This window comes from Pseudomonas mangrovi, from assembly GCF_003052585.1.
Classification (GTDB): domain Bacteria; phylum Pseudomonadota; class Gammaproteobacteria; order Pseudomonadales; family Pseudomonadaceae; genus Aquipseudomonas; species Aquipseudomonas mangrovi.
This window is the reverse complement of record NZ_QASN01000017.1, coordinates 153,062-175,731: the sequence shown is the minus strand read 5'-3', so window position 1 is coordinate 175,731 and position 22,670 is coordinate 153,062. Positions and strand designations below refer to the sequence as shown.

The following is a 22,670-nucleotide window of genomic DNA, read 5'->3' as shown; positions in this document are numbered from 1 at the left end:
CGCCTGCCCACCAGAGAAATGCTGGACGCTTGCATCCTACGAAGACTGCAGCCGTAGGGTGGACAAGGGCACAGTCTTGTCCACCACAGCGTCCTTGCTGTCTGCGATCAAGCTCGGCATAGGCTTTTCCTTCCTTGCGCAGCAACTGCCACGTGCGCCATGCCCACCGCTCACCCGGCGCCGACGAACTGAATCACCGCGCCGCACGTCTACCGGACCTCACAACAAGAATCGATGGAGGCGTCCGAGATGACGGTAACCCGTGGGGTAAAGATATTGGCGCGCAGCGGCTACGCTGCGCGCGGCATGGTCTATCTGATCATCGGCTTCTTCGCCTTTGCCGCTGCGTTGGGTAGCGGCGACACGGTGGACAGCAAGGGCGCGCTGCAGAAGGTGCTGGAACACCCGTTCGGTGCCGTGCTGCTCTGGCTGCTGGCGATCGGCCTTTTTGCCCATGTGGCCTGGCGCTTCACCCAGGGCATCGGCGACACCGACCGGCATGGCACCGACGCCAAGGCACTGCTGATCCGCGCCGGGTTGATCGGCAGTGCGTTGGTCAACCTGGCGCTGGCGCTGTTCACCCTCAGCCTGCTCGGCGCCGGCCTGGAGAGCTTTTCCGGCGGTGGTGGCGGGGGCGACAAGCCGGACGTGCTGGCGCGCCTGCTCGGCCATGAAGCTTCTCGCTGGCTGATCTACGTGGTGGCGCTTATTCCGCTCGGTGCCGGCATCGCTCACCTGATCAAGGCCTGGCATGTGCGCTATGAGCGCTACTTCGAATGCGACGAGCATGTGATGCAGGTGGTCCGGCCGATTTCGCGCATCGGACTGGTCGCGCGCGGGATCGTTTTCCTGATCATTGCTACGTTGCTGCTGATTGGCGGCAATCGCTATGAAGTCAGTGATCCACCCGGTCTCAAGGAAGCGTTGGAAGCCCTGCAGGGCTGGCCGTTGGGCAGTTGGCTGTTGATGGCGATCGGCCTTGGGCTGCTGGCGTTCGCGCTGTACAGCTTCGCCCAGGCGCTATGGCGGCGTATCGACCTGCAGGAGGTCCTGGACTGATGGGCTGCCGGCGTATTGCGGAACCGTCGCCGCGCTTGCGGCCTCTGACACTGGCAGGCCCGGTGCATTCGCGCCGCTAGCCACCTACGGGAGGAACGATCATGGAACTTACCAACAAGGATCTCGGCACTCTGTTCGAACAGCTCGGACTGCCGGGCGACCCGGCCAGCATCGATGCCTTCATCGCCAGCCATCATCCGTTGCCCGACGGCGTCAAGGTCTCGGAAGCGCCGTTCTGGAACGAGGCGCAGGGGCGCTTTCTCAAGGAAGAACTGCTGGAGGATGCCGACTGGGCGCCGATCGTCGATGAGCTCAATGTGCGCCTGCACGCCAACAAGGACGATTGAGCCAGGACGGCTGTCGGGCACGCCAGCGCCGTCTCGACTAGCCGCAGCCGTCAGGCGCGGCGGCGCCGCTCAGAGGATTCGTTGCGGCCTGCTGCGCTGCGCTGGCCAGCAAACGCTCGCGTTCGTCACGCAGAAAGTCGCGCAGCCTGGTCAGTTCCAGTAGACGCTGTTCCACGTCAGCCAGCTTGTCACCCAGCATTGCAGCGCCGCGCGCGCAGTCGAGAAGCCGGCTGCGCCGCGCCTGCAGCAACGCACGGATCTCGGTCAGGGTGAAGCTCATCGCCTGCGCCTGGCGGATGAACCCCAGCTCCTCGAGTGTTTGGTTGTCGTATTCGCGGTAGTTGTTGCCGGGCTGCCGTCGTGCGGTGATCAGGCCGATGCGCTCGTAGTAGCGCAGTGTGTCGCGGCTGGTTCCGCTGCGGGCTTGCAGTTCGCCAATGCGCATGCGCATGCCTCTTGACCCTGGAGTAGGCTCCACAGTTTAGCCTTCGCGCTCCCCGATGCATCAGGAGCGTGCGCATGAAACAGACCTGCCTGGTTACTGGCGCTACCGGCTTCATTGGCCGTCATCTGCTGGCCAGCCTGACCCGAGAGGGTCATCCGGTCCTCGCCCTGCTGCGCCAGCCGCAGCAACTGCCAACCCTGCAGACACAGGTGACAGCCCTCGGTGGGGCGGGTGAGCGGGTCTCGGCGCTGGTTGGCGATCTCGGGGTTGCCGGGCTCGGCCTGAGCGCCGTCGACCGCGCCCGGGCGCAGGCGGTGGCGGCGGTGTTCCACCTGGGCGCGCACTTCGCCTGGCGTCTGCCGCTGCAGCAGGCGCGTACCGTCAACGTGGAGGGTGCTTTGCAGGTAGCGGACCTCGCGGCAGCGGCCGATGCGCGACTGCTGATGGTCGGCGGCTTCATGCTGCACAACCCTGCGCACTTGCAGCGTCTGGGGGTGAACCTGCCGCAGCCGGCCAGCAGCGACTGGCCCCGGGTCTACCGGCGCAGTGGCGGCTACGAGGGCAGCAAGATCGAAGCACACTTCACCGTACAGCGACGCATGCGCGAGCTACAGGGGCGGTTGACCTGCGTGCACCCGGCAACGCTCTGCGGGCACAGCCACAGCGGCCATCTGCTACCGGGCCAGCCGCTGGCCGGGCTGATCGACAACCTGGCCCATGGCCGCCTCAGCGCCATCCCCGGTAGTCCGCAGCATTGGCTGCCCCTGGTGTGCGTGGACTTCCTCGCCGAGTTGCTGCGCCTGGCGGCCTTCGATCCGGCGCTGGAGGGCGGCGAGCTGTTGGCACTGGACGATCGCACGCCGAATCTGGCCGGGCTGGTCGCATGGCTGGCGCAGGCACTGCAGACCAGCGCGCCGCGCCGACATCTGCCGATCGGCCTGCTGCACACGCTGCTGAAGCTGCCTGGCTTGCCGACGTTGCTGCACACCGAGCCCGAGTCGCTGGACTTCATCCAGACCCAGCGCTTCGACACCCAGGACACCCAGGCCTTTGCCGCCCGACACGGGCTGGCCTGGCCGGACCTGGAGAGCGCGGTCCGGGCCAGCGCACGCTATCTGTTTCCCCACCGTGCCCTAGGCATGTGACAGACAGGTGCCAGCAACCCTATCGACCAATCCATCCCTCATCCGGCGTGGCGCGCTACCTTCTCCGAGAGGGAAAAGGAAAGCTTGCGGGGCTTTGGGCATGCACGCTTTTCCCTCTCCCGCAGGGAGAAGGACAGCTGTGTGACGATACCGCGGCGAGGGGTTCAGCAGCGCGGGCTGAAGTACAGCTGGTCTCCCCGTGACAGATCGGCGAGCAGCTGGTCGCGGACCACTTCGGCTTCGACCAGCTCGTCCTGGCCTTCCACTTCCAGAGTGATGCGCACCAGTGCGCCGAGCGGGCGGATGTCGCGCACCCGGCCGCTGTGTCGGCCGCCGCCGGCTTCACGGCTGAGGGCGATCTCGTGCGGACGGAACAGCACCTCGCCTTCATCCACGCGCAGCCGGTTGGCGTCGCCGAGGAAGTGATAGACGAAGTCGCTGGCCGGGTTCTCGTAGACCTCGCTGGGTGAGCCGATCTGCTCGATCACGCCCTTGTTCATCACCACGATGCGGTCGGCGACCTCCATCGCCTCTTCCTGGTCGTGGGTAACGAACACGCTGGTCAGGTGCACCTCGTCATGCAATCGCGCCAGCCAGCGGCGCAGCTCCTTGCGCACCTTGGCATCCAGCGCACCGAAGGGTTCGTCGAGCAGCAGGACCTTGGGCTGCACCGCCAGCGCGCGGGCCAGGGCAATGCGCTGGCGCTGGCCGCCGGAGAGCTGCTCCGGGTAGCGGTCGGCGAGCCAGTCGAGCTGGACCATGCCGAGCAGCTCGTGCACGCGCCGGTCGATTTCCGCCTCGCTCGGGCGCTGGCCCTGGGGCTTCATGCGCAGGCCGAAGGCGACGTTGTCGAACACCGTCATGTGGCGGAACAGCGCGTAGTGCTGGAACACGAAACCGACGTTGCGATCACGCACGTCGCGCCGCGAGACGTCTTCGCCATGGAAGACGATGTTGCCGCTGTCCGGGGTCTCCAGCCCGGCGATGATCCGCAGCAGGGTGGTCTTGCCGCAGCCGGACGGGCCGAGCAGCGCCACCAGCTCGCCGCTGTTGATGTGCAGGTTGATCTGATCGAGCGCCTTGAACGCGTTGAAGCGCTTGCTGACGTTGGAAATTTCGATGCTCATTCATTCTTCCTCGGCCGTGTGGCGCAGGCGGTTGATGCGTGACTCGCTCCACTGCTTGAGCAGCAGGATGATCAGCGCCAGGCCCAGCAGCAGGCTGGCGACGCTGAAGGCGGCGACGTGGTTGTATTCGTTGTAGAGAATCTCGACGTGCAGCGGCAGGGTGTTGGTGTAGCCACGGATATGCCCGGAGACCACCGACACCGCGCCGAACTCGCCCATCGCCCGCGCGGTACAGAGCACCACGCCATAGATCAGCCCCCATTTGATGTTCGGCAAGGTGACGTGCCAGAACATCTGCCAGCCGCTGGCGCCGAGCAGGCGCGCGGCCTCCTCTTCCTGGCTGCCCTGTTCCTGCATCAGCGGGATCAGCTCGCGGGCGACGAAGGGCACGGTGACGAAAATGGTCGCCAGCACGATCCCCGGCAGGGCGAAGATGATCTGGATGTCGTACTTCTCCAGCACCTCGCCGAAGAAGCCCTGGGCGCCGAACAGCAGCACATAGATCAGGCCGGCGATCACCGGCGAGACCGAGAACGGCAGGTCGATCAGGGTCACCAGGATGCTCTTGCCGCGGAATTCGTACTTGCTCACGCACCAGGCGGCGGCCACGCCGAACACCAGGTTGAGCGGCACCGAAATGCCCACCGCGAGCAGGGTCAGCTTGAGCGCGGAAATCGCATCGGCCTCGAGCAGGGCGCTGAAGAAGGTGCCCAGACCCAGCTTGAGCGCCTCGCTCAGCACCACCAGCAGCGGCAGCAGCAGGAACAGCGCAAAGGCCAGGTAGGCGCCAAGGATCAGCAGGATCCGGCCGGCCGGGCTGCCCCGGCGGGCAGCACTGATGTCACCGGCAGTCAATGTGGTACTGGTCATGCCCGGCTCCTCATGGCGTCTGGATGCGGCGCTGCAGCAGGTTGATCAGCAGCAGCAGGATGAAGGACACCACCAGCATCAGCACGCCGATGGCGGTGGCGCCGTGATAGTCGTACTGGTCGAGCTTGACCATGATCAGCAGCGGCAGGATCTCGGTTTTCATCGGCATGTTGCCGGCGATGAAGATCACCGAGCCGTACTCGCCGACGCCGCGGGCGAAAGCCAGGGCAAAGCCGGTCAGCCAGGCGGGCAGCAGGGCCGGCAGCAGGACGTGGCGGACCACCTGAAAGGGCTTGGCGCCCAGGCAGGCCGCCGCCTCCTCGACTTCACGCGGGATGTCCGCCAGCACCGGCTGGATGGTCCGCACGACGAAGGGCAGGGTGACGAAGGTCAGCGCCAGGGTGATCCCCAACGGCGTGTAGGCGATCTTGAAACCGAGCCAGGCGGCGATCTGGCCGACCATGCCGTTGGGCGCGTAGAGCGCGGTCAGGGCGATGCCGGCCACTGCGGTGGGTAGGGCGAAGGGCAAATCGATCATGGCATCGATCACCTTGCGGCCTGGGAAGCTGTAGCGCACCAGCGCCCAGGCCAGCAGGGTGCCGATCAGGCCGTTGATGAGGGCGGCGACGAAGGCGGTGCCGAAGCTGAGCTTCAGCGCGGCAACCACGCGCGGCGCGGAAATGATCGTCCAGAACTCGGCCCAGGTGAGCTGAGCGGCGTGGACGAACATGGCACCCAGGGGAATCAGCACCAACAGGCTGAGGTACACCAGGGTGTAGCCCAGCGTCAGCCCGAAGCCGGGTATGACGGGGGAAGTACGGCGAGACATGCAAGCTCCTTGGGTAGGGCGGGTGGCCCCCGCCACGTGCAGCGGCGATTCGAATGCAGGGGGCTGAGTGGCGCCGTTTGGTGGGCGTCGCTTTCCACGTCCACCACGCGAACCCCGGTGGGGCCGGTGGTGGATCGATGGAGCGTGATCCACCCTACGGGCGCGGGCTCATTCGCCCAGGTAGATCTGGTCGAAGATCCCCCCATCGTTGAAGAACTTCGGCTGGGCGGTTTTCCAGCCGGCGAAGTCCTTGTCGATGGTCACCAGCTTCAGCTGCGGGAACTGTTTGGCGAACTCGGCGGCGACTTCCTGGTTGCGCGGGCGATAGAAATGCTTGGCGGCGATGCGCTGGCCTTCATCGCTGTACAGGTAGTTCAGGTAGGCGTTGGCCAGTTCGCGGGTGCCCTTGCGCTCGACATTCTTGTCGACCACCGCCACCGGCGGCTCGGCGAGGATCGACAGGCTCGGCGCTACGATTTCAAAGTTGTCGCCACCTTCTTCCTTGAGCGCCAGGAAGGCTTCGTTCTCCCAGGCCAGCAGGACGTCGCCGATGCCGTTGTTGACGAAGGTGATGGTCGAGCCGCGTGCGCCGGTATCCAGTACCGGGACGTTCTTGTAGAGCTTCTCGACGAATTCCTGCGCTTTCTCTTCGCTGCCGTATTTCTGCTGCGCATAGGCCCAGGCGGCGAGGAAGTTCCAGCGTGCGCCGCCGCTGGTTTTCGGGTTGGGGGTGATGACTTCCACGCCCGGCTTGACCAGGTCGTCCCAGTCCTTGATGCCCTCGGGGTTGCCCTTGCGTACCAGGAACACGATGGTCGAGGTATAGGGGGTGCTCGATTCCGGCAGGCGGCTCTGCCAGTCCTCGGGGATCAGTTTGCCGAGCTTGTGCAGCTCGTCGATATCGCCGGCCAGGGCCAGGGTCACCACATCGGCGCGCAGACCGTCGATCACCGCACGGGCCTGCTTGCCCGAACCGCCATGGGATTGCTGGATGGTCACAGGCTGGTTGCCGGCCGCCTGCCAGTGCTTGTTGAAGGCCGCGTTGAACTCGCTGTAGAGCTCGCGCGTCGGGTCGTAGGAAACGTTGAGCAGGGTCTGGGCAGCGGCGCTGCCGACGTAGAGGGTCGACGCCAGAGCGGCGGCGAGGAAACGCGAAAGGGACATCGGAATACTCCTGAATAGTGTGAAAGACGGCTGTTGCCGCGCTTGCCCGGCGCACTCCCGGAAAGGGGTCGGCGCTGGTCGATGCTGTTCACACCCTCTGGAGGTCCAGTCGGGGTCTCGAATTACTGGGTCTTGCCGGTGCTGCCGTGGAGGCGGAATTTTTCCTTGCGCTCGATCTGCACCACCTGGCCGTTGTGCACGGTGATCTCCACCGCGCCAAAGCGCAGGCCGGCCAGGGCGTTCTGCACCTCGCGCAGGATGCTGGCGTCATCCTCGGCTGACACGGGTTTCAAAGGGATGGACATGGGTTGCTCCTCGCAATGTCAGCGGTTCGCTGGGTGACGTGGAGCGGATCCTAGGCGTGCCGAATTATTCTGAAAAATAATGTTTAGCTCTTTTGAAAGATCAAAAAGAAATAACAAAACGAAAGACGATGCCTTCGTCGATCTCTTTCTAAAGAGCATAAGCAAATTCGTTTTTATTCTTTTTTGTTTGTAACATTTCGCCCCTAGACTGCGCCGTCTTCCTTGGTCAAATCGGGAGCGCGTCGCCATGACCCAGACCGCCATTCATTACCTGATCGTCCCCGGCTGGCAGAACTCGCCCGCCGATCATTGGCAGAGCCACTGGCAGCAGTGCCTGCCGAATGCCCGGCGGGTAGAGCAGGACGACTGGTTCATGCCGCAACCGCAGGCCTGGGTGCAGCGCCTGGACGAAGCGGTGCGCGCTGCGCCCGGTACTCTGGTGCTGATCGCCCACAGCCTGGGTTGCGTGACGCTGGCCCGCTGGGCAGCGCAGGCCGATGCGCAGACGCTGGCGCGGATCGGCGGTGCACTGCTGGTGGCCCCGGCCGATGTCGAGCGGTCGAACTGCCCGCCGCCATTGCGCGGCTTTGCTCCCATCGCCAGCGAAGCCCTGCCGTTCCCGAGCCTGCTGGTCGGTTCGGACAATGACCCCGCGGCCTCCGCGCAGCGCGCATTGCAGTTGGCGCGGGACTGGGGCAGCGAGGCGGTGCTGCTGACCGGTGCCGGGCATATCAATCGGCAGTCCGGGTTCGATCGCTGGGAGCAGGGCTTCGCCTACCTCTATCGCTTGCAGCGGCGGATCGAGCAGGCGGGACGATTGCGCGCATGATTACGCATGAGCAGCGACCCTACTGACCTCAATTTGTCAGGCGAGCGGCGGCAGGGTGGAAGTCCACCCTGCGACCCCCCTCGTGGGGCCGGTGGTGGATCGGTGAAGCGTGATCCACCCTACGGCGGCAGTCGCCAGCGCCCCGGCCGCGATTGGTTTGGCGAGCGGCGGTAGGGTGGACGTCGCGTTCCACGTCCACCCTGCGATCCCTAGTGTCGAGGGCGGATCGACGCTTCCGACCGAGAGTTACCGATTGCGCGCGGTGCGGAGAGGGCGATGAAGTTTTTTGTTTTCATATTCAAAAAAGAACTAAAAGAATAACTATTAATTCCTTTAACGATTAAGCGGGGTTTCGTAGATTTGCCCCGCAAGCCGATAGCGGACCGCCGCACCGGGCCTTGAACAATGGCCTCGTGCGCGTGAGCGTTGCCTGAATCAGGCAGGTTCCCGACGCGGCCGTCACTGCTGTCCGCATCGGAGCACATCCATGAAAGCACTTTCCGTCAGCCTCGCGGTTGCAGCCGCGCTGGTTACCCAGCAGGCTTTTTCCGCCGGCTTTATCGAAGACAGCAACGCCACCCTGGGCCTGCGCAACTTCGTCTACCACAACGACATCGCCAACCGGGACGATGCGCCTTCCGCCCGCGAGTGGGGCCAGGGATTCCTGTTCAACTACAGCTCCGGTTATACCCGCGGCCCGGTGGGCTTCGGGCTTGATGCGGTCGCGCTGATCGGCGTCAAGCTGGACAGCGGCGGCGATGGCGGCAGCCCCACTGACAGCCGCACGCCGGGTGCGCTGTTCCCCCGCGAAAGCAACGGCGAGGCGGTGGACAACTACAGCAAGGGCGGCCTGACCGCCAAGCTGCGGTTTTCCAAGACCGAAGCGCGGCTGGGGATCCTGCAGCCCAAGCTGCCGGTGGTGACTTTCAATGACGGGCGGCTGCTACCGCAGACCTTCGACGGTGGTCAGATCACCTCCAACGAAATCGAAAACCTGACCCTTACCGCTGGCCAGCTGGAGAGCACCACCACCCGCAGCTCCACTGACAGCATCGGCCTGCGCATCGCTGGCGCAGCAGCGGCCAATGGCATCCAGGCGGACTCCAACACCTTCTACTTCGCCGGTGGCGACTACAAGATCGGCAAGGATCTGCTGGCCCAGTACTACTACGGCAACCTGGAGGACTTCTATCAACAGCACTTCCTCGGTCTGACCCATACCCTGGCCCTCGGCGACGGCTCGCTGAAATCCGACCTGCGTTACTTCGACAGCCGCTCCGATGGCAAGAATGCCAGCGCCGCCGGACGCGCCCAGGGCTATCGCAGCAGCGGCTACTGGAATGGTGCAGCGGCCAATCCGGATCGCTTCGAGGTCGACAACCAGACCTGGAGCGCGCTGTTCACCTACAGCCAGGCAGGCCACAGCCTGGGTGTCGGCTACCAGCAGCTCAGTGGCAGCAGCGCGTTCCCCTTCCTCAGTCAGGGTGACGGCGCCACCGCCTACCTGATCACCGACCGCCAGATCGGCAAATTCCTCAGCGCCGGCGAGCGTACCTGGCTGGCGGAGTATGGCTATGACTTCGCCAAGCTCGGCGTGCCGGGCCTGAAGGCCAGTGTTGCCTACCTCAAGGGCGACAACGTGAATCGCGCCGGCTCCGACGCTGAAGAGTGGGAACGTGACCTGCGCGTCGACTACACGGTGCAGAACGGCGCGCTCAAGGGGCTCGGACTGTCCTGGCGCAACGCCATCCTGCGCGGCGACGTTGCCGATGACGCCAAGGAGAACCGCCTGATCGCCAGCTACAGCATTGCGCTGCTTTGACGCCCAGCTTCCATCCCAGCACGCCGCACTGTCCCTCATCCGACGCTGCGCGCCACCTTTTCCCGGAGGGAGAAGGACTGCTGTGAGGCTGTCACACCCCTGTCCCCATCAGCGGCTATAGTGCGCCGCTGATCTACCACCGCGGAGCCTTCCTGCATGTCCGAGACCCCTGCACAGCCGCCATCGGCGGTCAGCCTGCGCCAGGCACTGGGCTTCTGGCTCAAGCTCGGGCTTATCAGCTTCGGTGGCCCCGCCGGGCAGATCGCGATCATGCACCAGGAGCTGGTGGAGAAACGCCGCTGGCTGTCCGAGCGGCGTTTTCTGCATGCGCTCAACTACTGCATGCTGCTGCCCGGCCCGGAGGCCCAGCAGCTGGCCACCTACCTGGGCTGGCTGTTGCATCGGACCTGGGGTGGAATCATCGCCGGCGCGCTCTTCGTGCTGCCGTCGCTGGCGTTGCTGATCGGTCTTTCCTGGGTTTACCTGGTCTACGGTGACGTGCCGCTGGTGGCGGGGATCTTCTACGGCATCAAGCCGGCGGTCACCGCGATCGTCGCCCAGGCGGCCTGGCGCATCGGCTCGCGGGCGCTGAAGAATGGCTGGCTGTGGAGCATCGCGCTGGCCTCGTTCGTCGCGCTGTTTGCCTTCAACCTGCCGTTCCCGCTGATCGTCCTGGGCGCGGCGCTGCTCGGTTACCTCGGCGGGCGCCTGCTACCGGAGCGCTTTGCCATCGGTGGTGGCCATGGCGGCGCACAGAAGTCCTACGGCCCTGCACTGATCGATGACCAAACCCCGCCGCCAGCACATGCGCGCTTCAGTAGCCTGCACCTGCTGAAGATCGTGCTGATCGGCGCATTGCTCTGGTGCCTGCCGATGGGCCTGCTGACCCTGCTTTTCGGCTGGGAAGGCCCGCTGACGCAGATGGCCTGGTTCTTCACCAAGGCTGCGCTGCTGACCTTTGGCGGCGCCTATGCGGTGCTGCCCTACGTTTATCAGGGCGCCATCGGCCACTACAGCTGGCTCACGCCGACGCAGATGATCGACGGCCTGGCGTTGGGCGAGACCACGCCGGGGCCGCTGATCATGGTGGTCGCCTTCGTCGCCTTCGTCGGCGCCTATCCGCTATCCATTCCCGGTATCGGTGACGGCTTCGTCGCCGGTGCGGTGGCGGCGAGCCTGGTCACCTGGTTCACCTTCCTGCCATCGTTCCTGTTCATCCTCGCCGGCGGCCCGCTGGTGGAGTCGAGCCACGGGCAGTTGAAGTTCACCGCACCGCTGACCGGCATCACTGCGGCGGTGGTCGGCGTGATCCTCAACCTGGCGCTGTTCTTCGGCTATCACGTGCTCTGGCCGGACGGCTTCGCCGGTCGCTTCGACTGGCCCTCGGCGCTGATCGCGCTGGCGGCCGCCGTGGCGCTGTTCGCGTTCAAGCGCGGGGTGATCGAGGTGATCGGCGCCTGCGCGCTGGTCGGGCTCGGGATCACCGTGCTGTTCTGATGGCCTTCGAGGCTTGACGCGGATCAATTTCATTCCTGGCGCATATAGCTACCTTGCACAATATCTTGTGTCGTTTGTATTGAGCGACACTACTTGTTGTGTCTGGAGGCGACATGGATGGGGTGATGAGGGCGCGCGGGCCGCGCCTGGTGCGCAAGCGCGACGGCAGCCAGGCGGCGTTCGAGCTGGACAAGATCCGCGAGGCGATTGCGGCCGCCGCGCGGGCCAGCGCAGAGTTCGACGAAGCCCATGCGCCGGCGTTGGCCGAAGCGGTGTTGGCGCGCCTTGTGGGCGAGGCCGAGCTAGGCATCGAGCAGATACAGGATGTGGTCGAGCGGGTGCTGATGGAGATCGGCTACTACGCCACCGCCCGCGCCTACATCGTCTACCGCGAACGCCGTGCGCGCCTGCGCCGTGAGCGGCAGAGCGTGGTCGAGGTCGCCGCCTCGATGAACGAGTACCTCAGCCAGGAAGACTGGCGGGTGCGCGCCAACGCCAACCAGGGCTACTCGCTTGGCGGGCTGATTCTCAATGTCGCCGGCAAGGTCACCGCCAACTACTGGCTGGACCAGGTCTACAGCCCGCAGATTGGTGAGGCCCATCGCGAAGGCGATCTGCACATCCATGACCTCGACATGCTCGCCGGCTACTGCGCCGGCTGGTCGTTGCGCACGCTGCTGACCGAGGGCTTCAACGGCATCCCCGGACGCGTCGAGGCCGGTCCGCCAAAGCACCTGTCGAGCGCCCTGGGGCAGATGGTCAACTTCCTCGGCACCCTGCAGAACGAGTGGGCCGGTGCCCAGGCGTTCAGTTCCTTCGATACCTACCTCGCGCCCTTTGTGCGCAAGGATGCGCTGAGCTTCGCCGAGGTGCGCCAGGCGATTCAGGAGTTCATCTACAACCTCAACGTGCCGTCACGCTGGGGCACCCAGACGCCCTTCACCAACCTGACCTTCGACTGGGTCTGCCCGGAAGACCTGCGCGAGCAGATCCCCTACATCGGTGGCGTCGAGATGCCCTTCGCCTACGGCGAGCTGCAGGCCGAGATGGCGCTGATCAACCGCGCCTACATCGAGGTGATGATGGCCGGCGACGGTCTCGGCCGGGTGTTCACCTTCCCGATCCCGACCTACAACATCACTCACGATTTTCCCTGGGACAGCGACAACGCCACCCGCCTGTTCGAGATGACCGCGCGCTACGGCCTGCCGTACTTCCAGAACTTCCTCAACTCGGACATGCAGCCCAACCAGGTGCGCTCGATGTGCTGCCGCCTGCAGCTCGACGTGCGCGAGCTGCTCAAGCGCGGCGGCGGACTGTTCGGTTCGGCGGAGCAGACAGGCTCGCTGGGTGTGGTGACCCTCAATTGCGCGCGTCTCGGGCATCTGTTCCGGGGCGACGAGGCCGGGCTGTACCGGCGCCTGGACCAGTTGCTGGAGCTGGCCTTCGAAAGCCTGGAGGTGAAGCGCAAGGTCATCCAGCAGCACATGGATGCCGGTCTCTACCCGTACACCAGGAGATACCTGGGCACCCTGCGCAACCACTTCTCCACCATCGGCGTGAACGGTCTGCACGAGATGCTGCGCAACTTCACCAGCGACTGCGAAGGCACGCACAGCGACGCTGGCCGCGGCATGGCGCTGCGCCTGCTCGATCACGTGCGAGCGCGGCTGGTCGAGTTCCAGGAGCACAGCGGCCATCTCTACAACCTCGAAGCCACCCCGGCAGAAGGCACCACCTACCGCTTCGCCCGGGAAGACCGCAAGCGTTTTCCCGACATCCTCCAGGCCGGCACGCCCGAGGCGCCGTACTACACCAATTCCTCGCAACTGCCGGTGGGCTTCACCGACGACCCGTTCGAGGCGCTGGAGCTGCAAGATGCGCTGCAGACCCGCTACACCGGCGGCACCGTGCTGCACCTGTACATGAGCGAGCGGATTTCCTCGGCCCAGGCCTGCAAGACCCTGGTGCGCAACGCCCTGAGCCGCTTCCGCCTGCCGTACCTGACGATCACGCCGACCTTCTCGATCTGCCCGGTCCACGGCTATCTGGATGGCGAGCACGAGTTCTGCCCGAAGTGCGACGAGGCGTTGCTGCACAAGCAGCGTGCCTGCTGCGCCTGAGCTTTTTTCCCGCAAGCCAAAGGAGCGACACCATGCAAGACAGCAAGACTCTTCCGCAGGAGCAGCGTCAGCGCTGCGAAGTCTGGACCCGGGTGATGGGTTATCACCGTCCGGTCAGCGCCTTCAACGTCGGCAAACAGTCCGAGCACCGCGAGCGTCTGCACTTCCGCGAGCGGAGCTGAGGGCGATGGCAGCGGCGCTGCGGGTCGGCGGCATGGTGCCGCTGACCACCCTCGACTATCCGGGGCGGCTGGCCTGCGTGCTGTTCTGTCAGGGTTGTGCCTGGCGTTGCCGCTACTGCCACAACCCGCAACTGATCAGCTCGCGTGGCGAGCAGGCGCTTGGCTGGCGCGAGCTGCGTGCCTTTCTCGAACGCCGTCGTGGCTTGCTCGAGGCGGTGGTTTTCAGCGGTGGCGAGCCGACCCTGCAGCCGGCGCTGGCGGACGCCATGCGCGAGGTGCGCGAACTGGGTTTTGCCGTCGGCCTGCACAGCGCCGGGATCAAGCCCGCTGCACTGGCCCGGGTACTGCCGCTGGCCGACTGGGTCGGCTTCGACGTCAAGGCGCTGGCCGAGGATGCGCCGGCGCTGACCGGCGTGGCCAACAGCGGTCGGGCCAACTGGCGCAGTCTGCAGCACCTGCTGGACAGCGGCGTCGAGCACGAGGTGCGCACCACGGTGCATTGGCAGCTGCTCGATCCGCCGCGGCTGCTGCATCTGGGCGAGCGCCTGGCGACAGCCGGCGTGAAGCGCTTCGCGGTGCAGCTGGTGCGGCCCCAGCGGATGCTCGATGCGCAGTTGCAGATCCCGGTCCAGCCGGCCGGGCTGAACGCGTTGTGGCAGGCACTGGATCAGCGCTTCGACAGCTTCGTGCTGCGCGGCTGAAGGGTCAGGGCGCCGGGCAGGCGGGTGGTTCGCTGCAACTGCCCGCGAGGGGCGCGGTTGATTTTGGCGCCTGCAGGCGGCTGTCTTGCGGCGCCAGCTTGCGTGCGCAGGCAAAGGCAGCGCCGGCCTCTGGCCCGCAGCCGCGCTCGGCGAGCAGGTGAGCAAAGTTGTTCCAGGCCGCAGGCAGCGGCGGCTGCCCCTGGGTCGCACGGCGCAGCGAGGTTTCGGCAGCGTCGATTCGGCCGGCGGCGTACTGGCTGTTGCCGAGGGCGAACCAGGCCAGCGGATCGTTCGGCCAGCGTTCGCTGGCGCTGCGATAGGCGCGGGCCGCTGTCTCCGTCTGACCGGTCTGCTCCAGGTCGCTGGCCGCCTGCAGCCAGCGACTAACCTCGACTTCGGCCGGCATTCGCTCCGGCGGCAGGGTGAGGATCGCCCAGCGCCCGCCGCGGGCCCAGGTGGCATCGAAATTGGTCAGGCTCAGGCGCTGGCGCCTCTCGGTGCCGGAGCGCAGCAGCACGGACTTGTCGGCGCGGTCATAGCCGACCACCACCGCGTAGTGCCACTGCGGCCACCAGTCGAATCCGAGGTTCTGCAATACCAGCACCGGATTGCCGGCGGCCACCTCGCCGAGCAGGCTTTCCAGCGTTGGCTGCAGCGGGTAGGCCAGCATGCCCTGCCTGCGCGCCGCGGCCACCAGTTCGACCTGCAGGCTGCCTTCGCGACCGGGCAGGAACACTCGCGGTGTCAGTGCTTGCGGCGACACCTCCACGCCGCGCTGACCCAGCACGGTGGCCAGCGCGGCAGGGCCGCACTGATAGTCCTCCTGAGGATGAAAGGGCGTTTCGCTCAGCTCGACCTGGGCAGGGAGATGGTCGAGCTGCAGCGGCTGGATCGGCGCCCGCGCGCAGGCGCCAACCAGCAGTACCGCGAAGAGTAGGGTGAGGCTCTTCAGTTGATGCATTTGACGAAGCTGAAGATGTCCGTGGCGCAGAGCATGTCGGTGACGATGAAAATTACCAGGAACAGCACGATCACACCGGCTGCGCTGGCACCGGCAGGTGCTTCGGCCAGTTGCTGGTTGAACTGCGCAAGTTCGGCCGGGGTGAGGCTGTTGATGCGCTCCTCGACCTGACTGCGATCAACACCGAGCGCGGCGAGGCGCTCCTGCACCTCTTCTTCATCGAGCATCTTGCGCAGCTCGACCCGGTCGACCTTCTGGCGTTGCTCGGCCACCACTTCGGCGGTACCGAGCATCGCCGCCTGCGCCACCGGAACATGGGCAAAGGCGAAGAAGTGAAATGCGGCGAGCACGCTCGCCAGATAGCGGTTCAAGGCTCTCTTGGACATGGCGGTAATCTCCAGGGTGTGTCTGGATGGAGTCAGGCAACTCGCTTGAAGTTCCACCCGTCGCAACGGCTGCCACAGCGGCCCGTCCGATACTGTCGATCTCATACAAGCCACGAACAAGAAAGGAGCTGGCGATGAACAGCAGCTATTCCACAAACCCGCCAACGCGGGCGGAAGTCGACGCCCTCGACGGCCCCTTGCTGATCGAGTTCGGTGCGCCCTGGTGCGGCCACTGCCAGGCCGCGCAGCCACTGCTCGAGGAAGCCCTGGCGGGCCGCCCGCGCATACGTCACCTGAAGATCGAAGACGGCGCCGGCCGCCCGCTGGGCCGCTCGTTCCGCGTCAAACTCTGGCCGACCCTGATCTTCCTGCGCGGCGGCCACGAAGTCGCACGGCTGGTAAGGCCAGGGGATGTTCAAGCGATCAGCCTTGCGCTGGCGCAGATTGATCCGGAGTAGTTTGGGCGCAAGGCCTGGGTGATCTGCCGTTCAATCGTTGGGCCTCGCTGCGCTCGGCGCCAACCTACGAAAACGGCTACTGCTGCGCGGACAGGGATGCTGCGCGCGAAAAGTGTCGGGCGACTGTGCGCCAGCAGGCTGGACTTGTCTTCTGTCGTCCCTGGGATAATTGAAAATAAATCCGTCCCGTTTGGTCCCTGGTTTCTACTTGGAAGTGAGTTAAAAGAGGAAGGATGAAAAAGAGCAGATTCTTTTCAATGAGTTGTTTTGGTAAAGGCTTTTTTGGTGCCCTTGTTGTGTTGGCCGTCGCAGCATTTTTAGTCCCGCAGTATGCTGACTACGCCGCATCCGCTGAAACTTCGGCATGGATGGCACAAGTAGTCTCAGTTCAAGATCATGTTGCTGCAAACGCAGAGCGAAATGACTCTCTCGTCAACTCAGGACTAGACGCAAAACAGCCAAATTTTTCTACTCGTGCCCCTACCTATTTTGAGGTTACGAAAGACGGCACGATCTTTATCCAGGGCGGGCGTGAAGGTCAGTTAATCGTTTTAGTACCAGCGCTGAAGGAGGGTAAGGTCTCCTGGCGTTGTATCGGAGGCTCTCGGAACGCTACGACCAGATGCAATCGAAATAATTAAAAATGAAAGACAGGCAGATTTATCTGCGGACGGCGGTGAGGTAATGGAAAGTAAATTAGCGCTCTTTGGCGCTTCACACATTTTTGCGCAGCGGAGCCATTTTGTCTTTGCTGTTGTTTGAAGGGGTTTTAGGGTGACACCAAGGTTCTGGCATTATGTCAGTGTAAAAGTCGAGCCGTACAAGAAACGGTTGTTAGCTGGCGCTCTGGTTGGCTTTATCTTCGGTCTAATATTGTTTGTGGTTGGGCTGCTGTTGGCGGATTACAACAAATGGCACTTTCTGTTGCTGTGGTCATCCGTTAGTTTGTTATTCTGGTGTTTCGGCTTGCTATTGGTAAACTCGCTCTATCGAACGTTGCCGACCAGGTCCGGTAGGGGTTTATCTCGGATTCAGTATTACTGGGAGTTAGTCATGGGTTGGTACGGGGCCATATTCCTTACGGGATGGTTCTTGATCCTCACTCTAATTACCATGGTCGCTCCATTTGTTATCTTTCTTGCGCCGCTTTCGGCCTGTTGTGGTTAGCCAGTATGGCCTGGTTTTTTAGGGAGGGAATATCATGTCAAGGCACAGAATGTTCAAGTTTGTACGAGAGTCGGTAGATGCGGTGCCCGGCCTCGAAAAGTGGACGCTCAAACAGTTGGTTAACCCCGCGGATCCTGAGTCAACGCGAATATCTTCAATAAAAGTTGCAATGGCCTGGGAGACGTTCGGGGAATTCTGGCTGGAAAATACCGTCCTGGCGATAAGTCAGGAGCATCGATTTGGTCAGCCGCCGCGGCCCGTATGCTTCTCGTTGCCGCAGGACGGGGTATTCGGTGACTCGATCATCTACAGTATCAAGAATGGAAAGATGGCTATTTTGGCGGGGGAGATAGGTAGCCCGGAGGGTCGAATGTATCAATTGCCCTCTCCCGCCGGGGCTTCTCAGGCGGTTGCCGAGTGGATTGAGGGTTTGTCTGAAAACACCTGTTGGGACGCCTAGTTATTTGCATCTGTGCCTGTAGGACGGAAAGTCAAAAGGCGCAGAATTTTCGCAAGAAGCATTTACCGGGGCGTAGCGTCGTAGGGTGGACAACGCCTTTCTTGTCCACCGTTGTTCACGCATTGAAAGGCGGATAACCGCGGCAGATTGGCATGTCCGCAGCCTGCTCCCTCACCACCCCCAGAACTGCAACCACCATCCCGTCAGCACCAGCCCCACGCACAGTCCCAGCCCGCTCAGCGCCGGCAGGCGCTGCACGACGTTGAGCGAGCGGCAGGCGCGCCAACCCAGGTACAGGCACCAGAGTGCGGCGCCGGCGAGCAGGGCGATGCGCGCCGGGGTTACCCAGAGCAGTTGCAGGCCCTCGTAGCGCAGCAGTTTTACCGTGGTGGCGGAGAGTCCTAGGAACAGACCGGTACCGCCCAGCGGCACCAGGCACAGCGCCAACTGGCGGAAGAACGCCTGGCCCTGCCCGGCCAGGGCGCTCGCGCCGCGCAGCAGCAGGTGCAGGACGCCGCCGAGCAGCAGACAGGCGCCGAGGATGTACAGGCAGATCACCGCGCCATCGAGCCAGGTGAAGGCGTCGTTGAGCTGCGGGTAGTGGGTCAGCAGCCACCAGGGCGCGTCGGCCTCAAGGGGCCAGAAGATGTCGCGCTCCACCAGCGATTCGGCGAGGGTCTGCTTGAGGGCGATGAACCAGGGGCTGACCGTCCACTGGAAGGCGCCCATGGCCAGGCCGATCACCCCGTAGAGCAGCAGGCGAACCGGCCAGGCGTTGGTCTCCTCGCGACCGTACTCGATGATTTCTTCATTGCAGGATCGGGCGATCAGTCGCACCGCATCGCGCTGGCCGCTGCAGCGACCGCAGGCGTGGCAGTCGGACGCGCCGTGCAGGCGGCGGATGTCCAGCAGCGGGGCGCAATTGGGCGTTGGCAGATGCGGTGGCGGGTTTTCCAGCCAGCGCGCCTCGTCGGTGCGAAAGTGCACTGGCGCCAGCTTGGCGAGCAGGGCGAAGACGCCGCTGACCGGGCACAGGTAGCGGCACCAGATGCGTTTGCCGCGGCCATAGAGAAAGCCCACCAGCATGGCCGCGACCGTCGAGCCACCGAGGATCAGCAGTGCCGCCTGGGCGTAGTCGTAGACGCTGATCAGCTGGCCGTAGAGGGTAGTGAGGATGAAGGCCAGCGTCGGCCAGCCGCCCCAGCGCAGCCAGCGCGGAACGCCGCGCCCCAGCCCGCGTTCGCTGGCCCATTCGCTGAGCGCACCTTCCGGGCAGAGGGTGCCGCACCAGAGGCGGCCGAAGAACAGCATCGACAGCAGCACGAACGGCCACCAGATGCCCCAGAAGACGAACTGGGCGAACAGCGTCAGGTTGTCGAGCATGCGCGCTTCGCCATCCGGCAGCGGCAACAGCGCCGGTATCACCAGCAGCACGGCGTAGAAGATGACTACTGCCCACTGCAGGTTGCGGATCAGCCGGGCGTGACGGCGCATGCCATCGCCGAGACTGGCCAGCGTTGCGTTGATGCGCATCATGCGTGTGCCTGAGCCAGCGCGAGCCCCCTGCGCGGGCGACGCAGCAGCCGCCAGGCCAGGCTCCAGTAAAGCGCCATGCCGGTCACTGCGAAGGCAGATGGCATGGCGCGGTAGCCGGTCAGGCTGGCGATCAGCATGCCGGCGCGGGAACCATCGTCGAGTAGCGCCGAGCTGTCCCAGAGCGCATCGCCGAGCAGGCCGTAGGCGTAATCGGACAGCTCCAGGGCCATCAGCTGGCCACTGGCGCGATCCATCGCGGCCATCAGCATGGCGCTGCCGAGCAGGAGCAGCAGCACCTCGCTGACGCGGAAGAACAGCTGCCAGCCGAGGACCCGGCTGCCGCGCTGCAGCAGATGAAAGCACAGCAGGCCCAGCCCGAGACCGGACAAGGCGCCGAGGATCAGGTCGCTGGGGTCGCCGCGGGCGCCGATGCCGTAGAGAAAGATCACCGTCTCGCTGCCTTCGCGGGCGATGGCCAACGCGGCCAGCAGCATCAATCCGAGGTAGCGGCCCTCGCGCAGCGCAGCGCCGGCCTGGTCTTCCAGCTCGCCGCGCAGGCTGCGGCCGTGCCTGGCCATCCACGCCAGCATGTGCAGGATCAGCAGGGCTGCGCAGAGCGTCATGCCGGCCTGGAACCACTCGCCGGCGCTGCCGTTGAGCCAGTCACCGGCAAGCAGCATCACCGCGCCGAGCGCCGCTGCAGCCGTCAGGCCGAGTGCCACGCCCGCCCACAGATGGCGCAGCGCCAGGCGATTGTCCGGCTGCCGCTGCAGCCAGGCGTAGAGGATGCCGACCACCAGCAGCGCCTCGATGCTCTCGCGCCAGACGATGAACAGGGCTTGGCCCATGGCGATAACTCCTCGGCAGCAGTGCCGCCGACATATCAGCGAGCGATGATCTTGCCCTCGGGGAGGTCCATGCGGAACTCGTCGAAGAACGGATAGCGACCGGGTTTGAGGGGGTGGACGACGACGAAGGACTGCGCGCCGGGGGAGAGCACCTTCTCCACCCGCAGAGGGGTGCTCTCGAACTCGATCGGGCCCTGACCGACGTTCCTGACGATGATCTTGAAGCGCTGGCCGGCGGGCACCTCCAGACGCGCCGGCGTGAACACCCCGTCGCTGACGTCGATCTGGTAGGTGGGCAGGCCACCGGCCTGGGCGGTGCCGACCAGGCCCAGCACCATCAGCCAGGGTAAGGATTTGCGCATGCAACGATGCTCCTGTGGCAGCACGGTAGCGGTGGGTGGCGACGCGATGAAGGCGCCGCCGCGTGGGTGGTCAGTAACCGCCCTTCTTGCCGATGCCGGCGAAGGTGAATTCGTAATGCAGCTCGCAGCGTTCGAACCAGGGCTGCACGCCGGTCTCCTTGTCGATGTGGCGTCCGAAGGCATGCGCGCCGTGGCCGGCATGATCGGCGACACCACCCGGCGGTGTGATGACGTAGGTCAGTTGGTACTTGCCCGCCCCCATCAGCTTGATGTTGTCGCCGTAGTGCGGGCCGTCGTTGGCGACCATGGCGTGGAACACGCCTTCCTGCACCTGTTCGCTGCCGACCTTCTGCAGCCGGTAGCTGACGTTCAGGTAGGGCACGAAGCTGCCTTCCTGGAAGCCCTGCGGATTGTTCTCCAGCGCGCTTATGTCGGCTTCCATGTGCACGTCGGAATCGGCGGCGGCACGCATCAGGCCGGGTGGGTCCATCACGATCGGCTGCAGGTAGACCGCGCCAACTTCCAGGCCGCCGCATTGTTGTGGCTGGCCAATGGGATATTCCCGCGCCTGGGCAAGGTTGCTGTAGAGCAGGGGCAGGGTGAGCAGGCCGGCAAGGGTGGCAAGACGCATGGGGGGCAGACTCCGCAGGAAAATGAATGTGGAGTGAGCATGCGTCTAGCTGAATCAGATGCTAATGATTCTCGTCAATAAAAGGGAAAATAGTGCTCCAACTGGCGATGCGTCACGCTGATCGATGTTCGGCCGGGCGACGGAGCCGCAACACGCAGGTAATATGCGCCCCTTGATTGCCATGCCGAACGCGTGGTGCGGACGCGACACACTGCGTCTCTGAAAAATATTGCACTCGATCTGACGTCGTTGGAATCAAGCGTCTTTCCGCTTGTTTCGTCTTCTCAGACCTTCGCTCGCTACCTTTTTCAGAGGCTTCCAGGTCGCCGATAACGAGGAGACATGATGGTGAGGTGGTACCAGGAAGATCCGCTGACGGCCTTTCAGGCCAAGGAAGAGGCGCAGAAGCTGGCCTTCGCCCCTATCGCCTTCCAGGCCGCACTGAGCCTGCGTGACCTCGGCATTCTCGCGGTGCTCGACGCCGCCGGTGACGAGGGCCTCGAAGCCGGGCTGATCGCCGAGCGCAGCGGCGTGTCCGAGTACGGCGTCAAGGTGCTGTTGGACATGGGCCTGAGCGCGCGCATCGTCACCCAGACCGGCGCCCGCTTCTACCTCGCCCGCCTCGGCCACTTCCTGCTGCACGACGGCATGACCCAGGCCAACATGGATTTCACCAACGACGTCTGCTATCGCGGCATGATCCATCTCAGCGAAGCCATCCGCACCGGGCAGCCGTCCGGGCTGAAGGAGCTGGGCGACTGGCCGACCATCTACGAAGGCCTCTCGCGCCTGCCGCAGAAGGTTCGCGACAGCTGGTTCAAGTTCGACCACTACTACAGTGACCGCTCCTTTCCCGAGCTGCTGCGCCGGGTCTTCGCCGAGAAGCCGAAGACCCTGGTCGACATCGGCGGCAACACCGGCAAGTGGGCACTGCAGTGCATGGCCCACGACGCCGATGTGCAGGTAACCATCGTCGACCTGCCCGGCCAGCTCAACGTGGCGTTGGCCAACGCCCGCGACGCCGGCTACGCCGAGCGCATCCACGGGCACCCGCTGAACATTCTCGACGCTTCGCAGCCGCTGCCTACGGCGGGCGATGTCTGGTGGATGAGCCAGTTCCTCGACTGTTTCTCGCCGATGGAAATCCTCGGCATCCTGCGTCGGGTGCGCGCCGCCATGCCGGCCGAGGCAACCGTCTACATCCTCGAGATGTTCTGGGACGTGCAGCAGTTCGAGGCCGCGGCCTACAGCCTCAACGCCAGCTCGCTGTACTTCACCTGCCTGGCCAACGGCAACAGCCGCTTCTACCGTAGCGACGACTTCCTCGAGCTGGTCCGCGAGGCCGGTTTCGTGGTGGTGGAACAGGACAACGACATCGGCCTGGGTCACACCCTGCTCTGTCTCAAGGCCGGTTGA

At 64.5% G+C, this 22,670-nt stretch carries 25 protein-coding genes; 13 read left to right on the top strand and 12 right to left on the bottom strand.

From position 1 onward, the window contains the following. Positions 1-249 precede the first annotated feature (249 nt). Both DBO85_RS09765 and DBO85_RS09760 read left to right on the top strand, forming a co-directional pair. Positions 250-1,059: a DUF1206 domain-containing protein gene (locus tag DBO85_RS09765; RefSeq protein ID WP_108107073.1), complete on the top strand. Its 810-nt coding sequence runs from the start codon at positions 250-252 to the stop codon at positions 1,057-1,059. A 101-nt stretch (positions 1,060-1,160) separates the two neighbouring features. Continuing rightward, positions 1,161-1,406 carry a DUF2789 domain-containing protein gene (locus tag DBO85_RS09760; RefSeq protein WP_108107072.1) on the top strand — a complete coding sequence of 82 codons (246 nt, stop codon included), beginning with the start codon at positions 1,161-1,163 and terminating at the stop codon, positions 1,404-1,406. 37 nt (positions 1,407-1,443) lie between these two features. On the opposite strand, the gene DBO85_RS09755 is transcribed toward DBO85_RS09760, so the two are convergent. Continuing rightward, entirely contained in the window at positions 1,444-1,851 is a 408-nt protein-coding gene (locus tag DBO85_RS09755) for a MerR family transcriptional regulator (protein WP_108107071.1), read from the bottom strand. Between the two features lie 74 nt (positions 1,852-1,925). Between DBO85_RS09755 and DBO85_RS09750 the strand changes: the two genes are divergently transcribed. Continuing rightward, a complete protein-coding gene (locus DBO85_RS09750) occupies positions 1,926-2,996 on the top strand; it encodes an SDR family oxidoreductase (RefSeq protein WP_108107070.1) in 1,071 nt (356 codons plus the stop codon). Positions 2,997-3,160: 164 nt separating this feature from the next. Here DBO85_RS09750 and DBO85_RS09745 read toward each other — a convergent pair whose 3' ends face one another. The 5 genes from DBO85_RS09745 to oscA all read right to left on the bottom strand — a co-directional run bounded on the left by DBO85_RS09745 (position 3,161) and on the right by oscA (position 7,291). Further along, on the bottom strand, positions 3,161-4,123 hold the full coding sequence (locus DBO85_RS09745) for a sulfate/molybdate ABC transporter ATP-binding protein (RefSeq protein ID WP_108107069.1): 963 nt from the start codon (positions 4,121-4,123) through the stop codon (positions 3,161-3,163). Then, a complete protein-coding gene (gene cysW / locus DBO85_RS09740; protein ID WP_108107068.1) occupies positions 4,124-4,993 on the bottom strand; it encodes a sulfate ABC transporter permease subunit CysW in 870 nt (289 codons plus the stop codon). A gap of 10 nt (positions 4,994-5,003) precedes the next feature. Beyond that, on the bottom strand, positions 5,004-5,822 hold the full coding sequence (gene cysT / locus DBO85_RS09735; protein WP_108107067.1) for a sulfate ABC transporter permease subunit CysT: 819 nt from the start codon (positions 5,820-5,822) through the stop codon (positions 5,004-5,006). 168 nt (positions 5,823-5,990) lie between these two features. Next, positions 5,991-6,986, bottom strand: a complete 996-nt coding sequence (locus DBO85_RS09730) for a sulfate ABC transporter substrate-binding protein (protein ID WP_108107066.1) — start codon at positions 6,984-6,986, stop codon at positions 5,991-5,993. Positions 6,987-7,108: 122 nt separating this feature from the next. Next, the gene (gene oscA, locus DBO85_RS09725; RefSeq protein ID WP_108107065.1) at positions 7,109-7,291 is read right to left on the bottom strand and encodes a sulfur starvation response protein OscA; all 183 of its coding nucleotides are present in this window, start codon (positions 7,289-7,291) and stop codon (positions 7,109-7,111) included. Positions 7,292-7,538: 247 nt separating this feature from the next. Between oscA and DBO85_RS09720 the strand changes: the two genes are divergently transcribed. The 6 genes from DBO85_RS09720 to DBO85_RS09695 all read left to right on the top strand — a co-directional run bounded on the left by DBO85_RS09720 (position 7,539) and on the right by DBO85_RS09695 (position 14,445). After that, on the top strand, positions 7,539-8,120 hold the full coding sequence (locus tag DBO85_RS09720; RefSeq protein ID WP_108107064.1) for an RBBP9/YdeN family alpha/beta hydrolase: 582 nt from the start codon (positions 7,539-7,541) through the stop codon (positions 8,118-8,120). A gap of 487 nt (positions 8,121-8,607) precedes the next feature. Continuing rightward, positions 8,608-9,942, top strand: a complete 1,335-nt coding sequence (locus DBO85_RS09715) for an OprD family porin (RefSeq protein WP_108107063.1) — start codon at positions 8,608-8,610, stop codon at positions 9,940-9,942. 156 nt (positions 9,943-10,098) lie between these two features. Continuing rightward, positions 10,099-11,439 (top strand): chromate efflux transporter, encoded by a 1,341-nt coding sequence (chrA, locus tag DBO85_RS09710; RefSeq protein WP_108107062.1) that lies wholly within the window; start codon positions 10,099-10,101, stop codon positions 11,437-11,439. 113 nt (positions 11,440-11,552) lie between these two features. Further along, complete coding sequence (locus tag DBO85_RS09705) at positions 11,553-13,562, top strand: ribonucleoside triphosphate reductase (RefSeq protein ID WP_108107061.1); 2,010 nt, start codon at positions 11,553-11,555, stop codon at positions 13,560-13,562. A 32-nt stretch (positions 13,563-13,594) separates the two neighbouring features. Beyond that, complete coding sequence (gene nrdD, locus DBO85_RS09700) at positions 13,595-13,744, top strand: anaerobic ribonucleoside-triphosphate reductase (protein WP_108107060.1); 150 nt, start codon at positions 13,595-13,597, stop codon at positions 13,742-13,744. A 5-nt stretch (positions 13,745-13,749) separates the two neighbouring features. After that, positions 13,750-14,445 (top strand): anaerobic ribonucleoside-triphosphate reductase activating protein, encoded by a 696-nt coding sequence (locus tag DBO85_RS09695; protein WP_108107059.1) that lies wholly within the window; start codon positions 13,750-13,752, stop codon positions 14,443-14,445. A 4-nt stretch (positions 14,446-14,449) separates the two neighbouring features. Here DBO85_RS09695 and DBO85_RS09690 read toward each other — a convergent pair whose 3' ends face one another. Continuing rightward, positions 14,450-15,406 (bottom strand): PA2778 family cysteine peptidase, encoded by a 957-nt coding sequence (locus tag DBO85_RS09690; protein ID WP_108107058.1) that lies wholly within the window; start codon positions 15,404-15,406, stop codon positions 14,450-14,452. After that, positions 15,394-15,792, bottom strand: a complete 399-nt coding sequence (locus DBO85_RS09685; RefSeq protein ID WP_108107057.1) for a PA2779 family protein — start codon at positions 15,790-15,792, stop codon at positions 15,394-15,396. The genes DBO85_RS09690 and DBO85_RS09685 overlap by 13 nt, the downstream gene beginning before the upstream one ends. Positions 15,793-15,926: 134 nt before the next feature. Here DBO85_RS09685 and DBO85_RS09680 point away from each other — a divergent pair, with 134 nt between their 5' ends. The 3 genes from DBO85_RS09680 to DBO85_RS09670 all read left to right on the top strand — a co-directional run bounded on the left by DBO85_RS09680 (position 15,927) and on the right by DBO85_RS09670 (position 17,877). Continuing rightward, on the top strand, positions 15,927-16,250 hold the full coding sequence (locus DBO85_RS09680) for a thioredoxin family protein (RefSeq protein WP_108107056.1): 324 nt from the start codon (positions 15,927-15,929) through the stop codon (positions 16,248-16,250). 233 nt (positions 16,251-16,483) lie between these two features. Continuing rightward, positions 16,484-16,891, top strand: a complete 408-nt coding sequence (locus DBO85_RS19125) for a hypothetical protein (protein WP_146168198.1) — start codon at positions 16,484-16,486, stop codon at positions 16,889-16,891. A 575-nt stretch (positions 16,892-17,466) separates the two neighbouring features. Continuing rightward, positions 17,467-17,877: a hypothetical protein gene (locus DBO85_RS09670; protein WP_146168197.1), complete on the top strand. Its 411-nt coding sequence runs from the start codon at positions 17,467-17,469 to the stop codon at positions 17,875-17,877. A gap of 171 nt (positions 17,878-18,048) precedes the next feature. On the opposite strand, the gene DBO85_RS09665 is transcribed toward DBO85_RS09670, so the two are convergent. From DBO85_RS09665 to DBO85_RS09650, 4 genes are all read right to left on the bottom strand, one after another. Next, positions 18,049-19,413: a 4Fe-4S binding protein gene (locus DBO85_RS09665; RefSeq protein WP_407681460.1), complete on the bottom strand. Its 1,365-nt coding sequence runs from the start codon at positions 19,411-19,413 to the stop codon at positions 18,049-18,051. After that, the gene (locus DBO85_RS09660; protein WP_108107053.1) at positions 19,410-20,261 is read right to left on the bottom strand and encodes an FTR1 family iron permease; all 852 of its coding nucleotides are present in this window, start codon (positions 20,259-20,261) and stop codon (positions 19,410-19,412) included. The genes DBO85_RS09665 and DBO85_RS09660 overlap by 4 nt, the downstream gene beginning before the upstream one ends. A gap of 35 nt (positions 20,262-20,296) precedes the next feature. Continuing rightward, a complete protein-coding gene (locus DBO85_RS09655; RefSeq protein ID WP_108107052.1) occupies positions 20,297-20,623 on the bottom strand; it encodes a cupredoxin domain-containing protein in 327 nt (108 codons plus the stop codon). Positions 20,624-20,693: 70 nt separating this feature from the next. Beyond that, complete coding sequence (locus tag DBO85_RS09650; RefSeq protein ID WP_108107051.1) at positions 20,694-21,254, bottom strand: iron transporter; 561 nt, start codon at positions 21,252-21,254, stop codon at positions 20,694-20,696. A gap of 342 nt (positions 21,255-21,596) precedes the next feature. Here DBO85_RS09650 and DBO85_RS09645 point away from each other — a divergent pair, with 342 nt between their 5' ends. Next, positions 21,597-22,670: a methyltransferase gene (locus tag DBO85_RS09645; RefSeq protein ID WP_233356587.1), complete on the top strand. Its 1,074-nt coding sequence runs from the start codon at positions 21,597-21,599 to the stop codon at positions 22,668-22,670.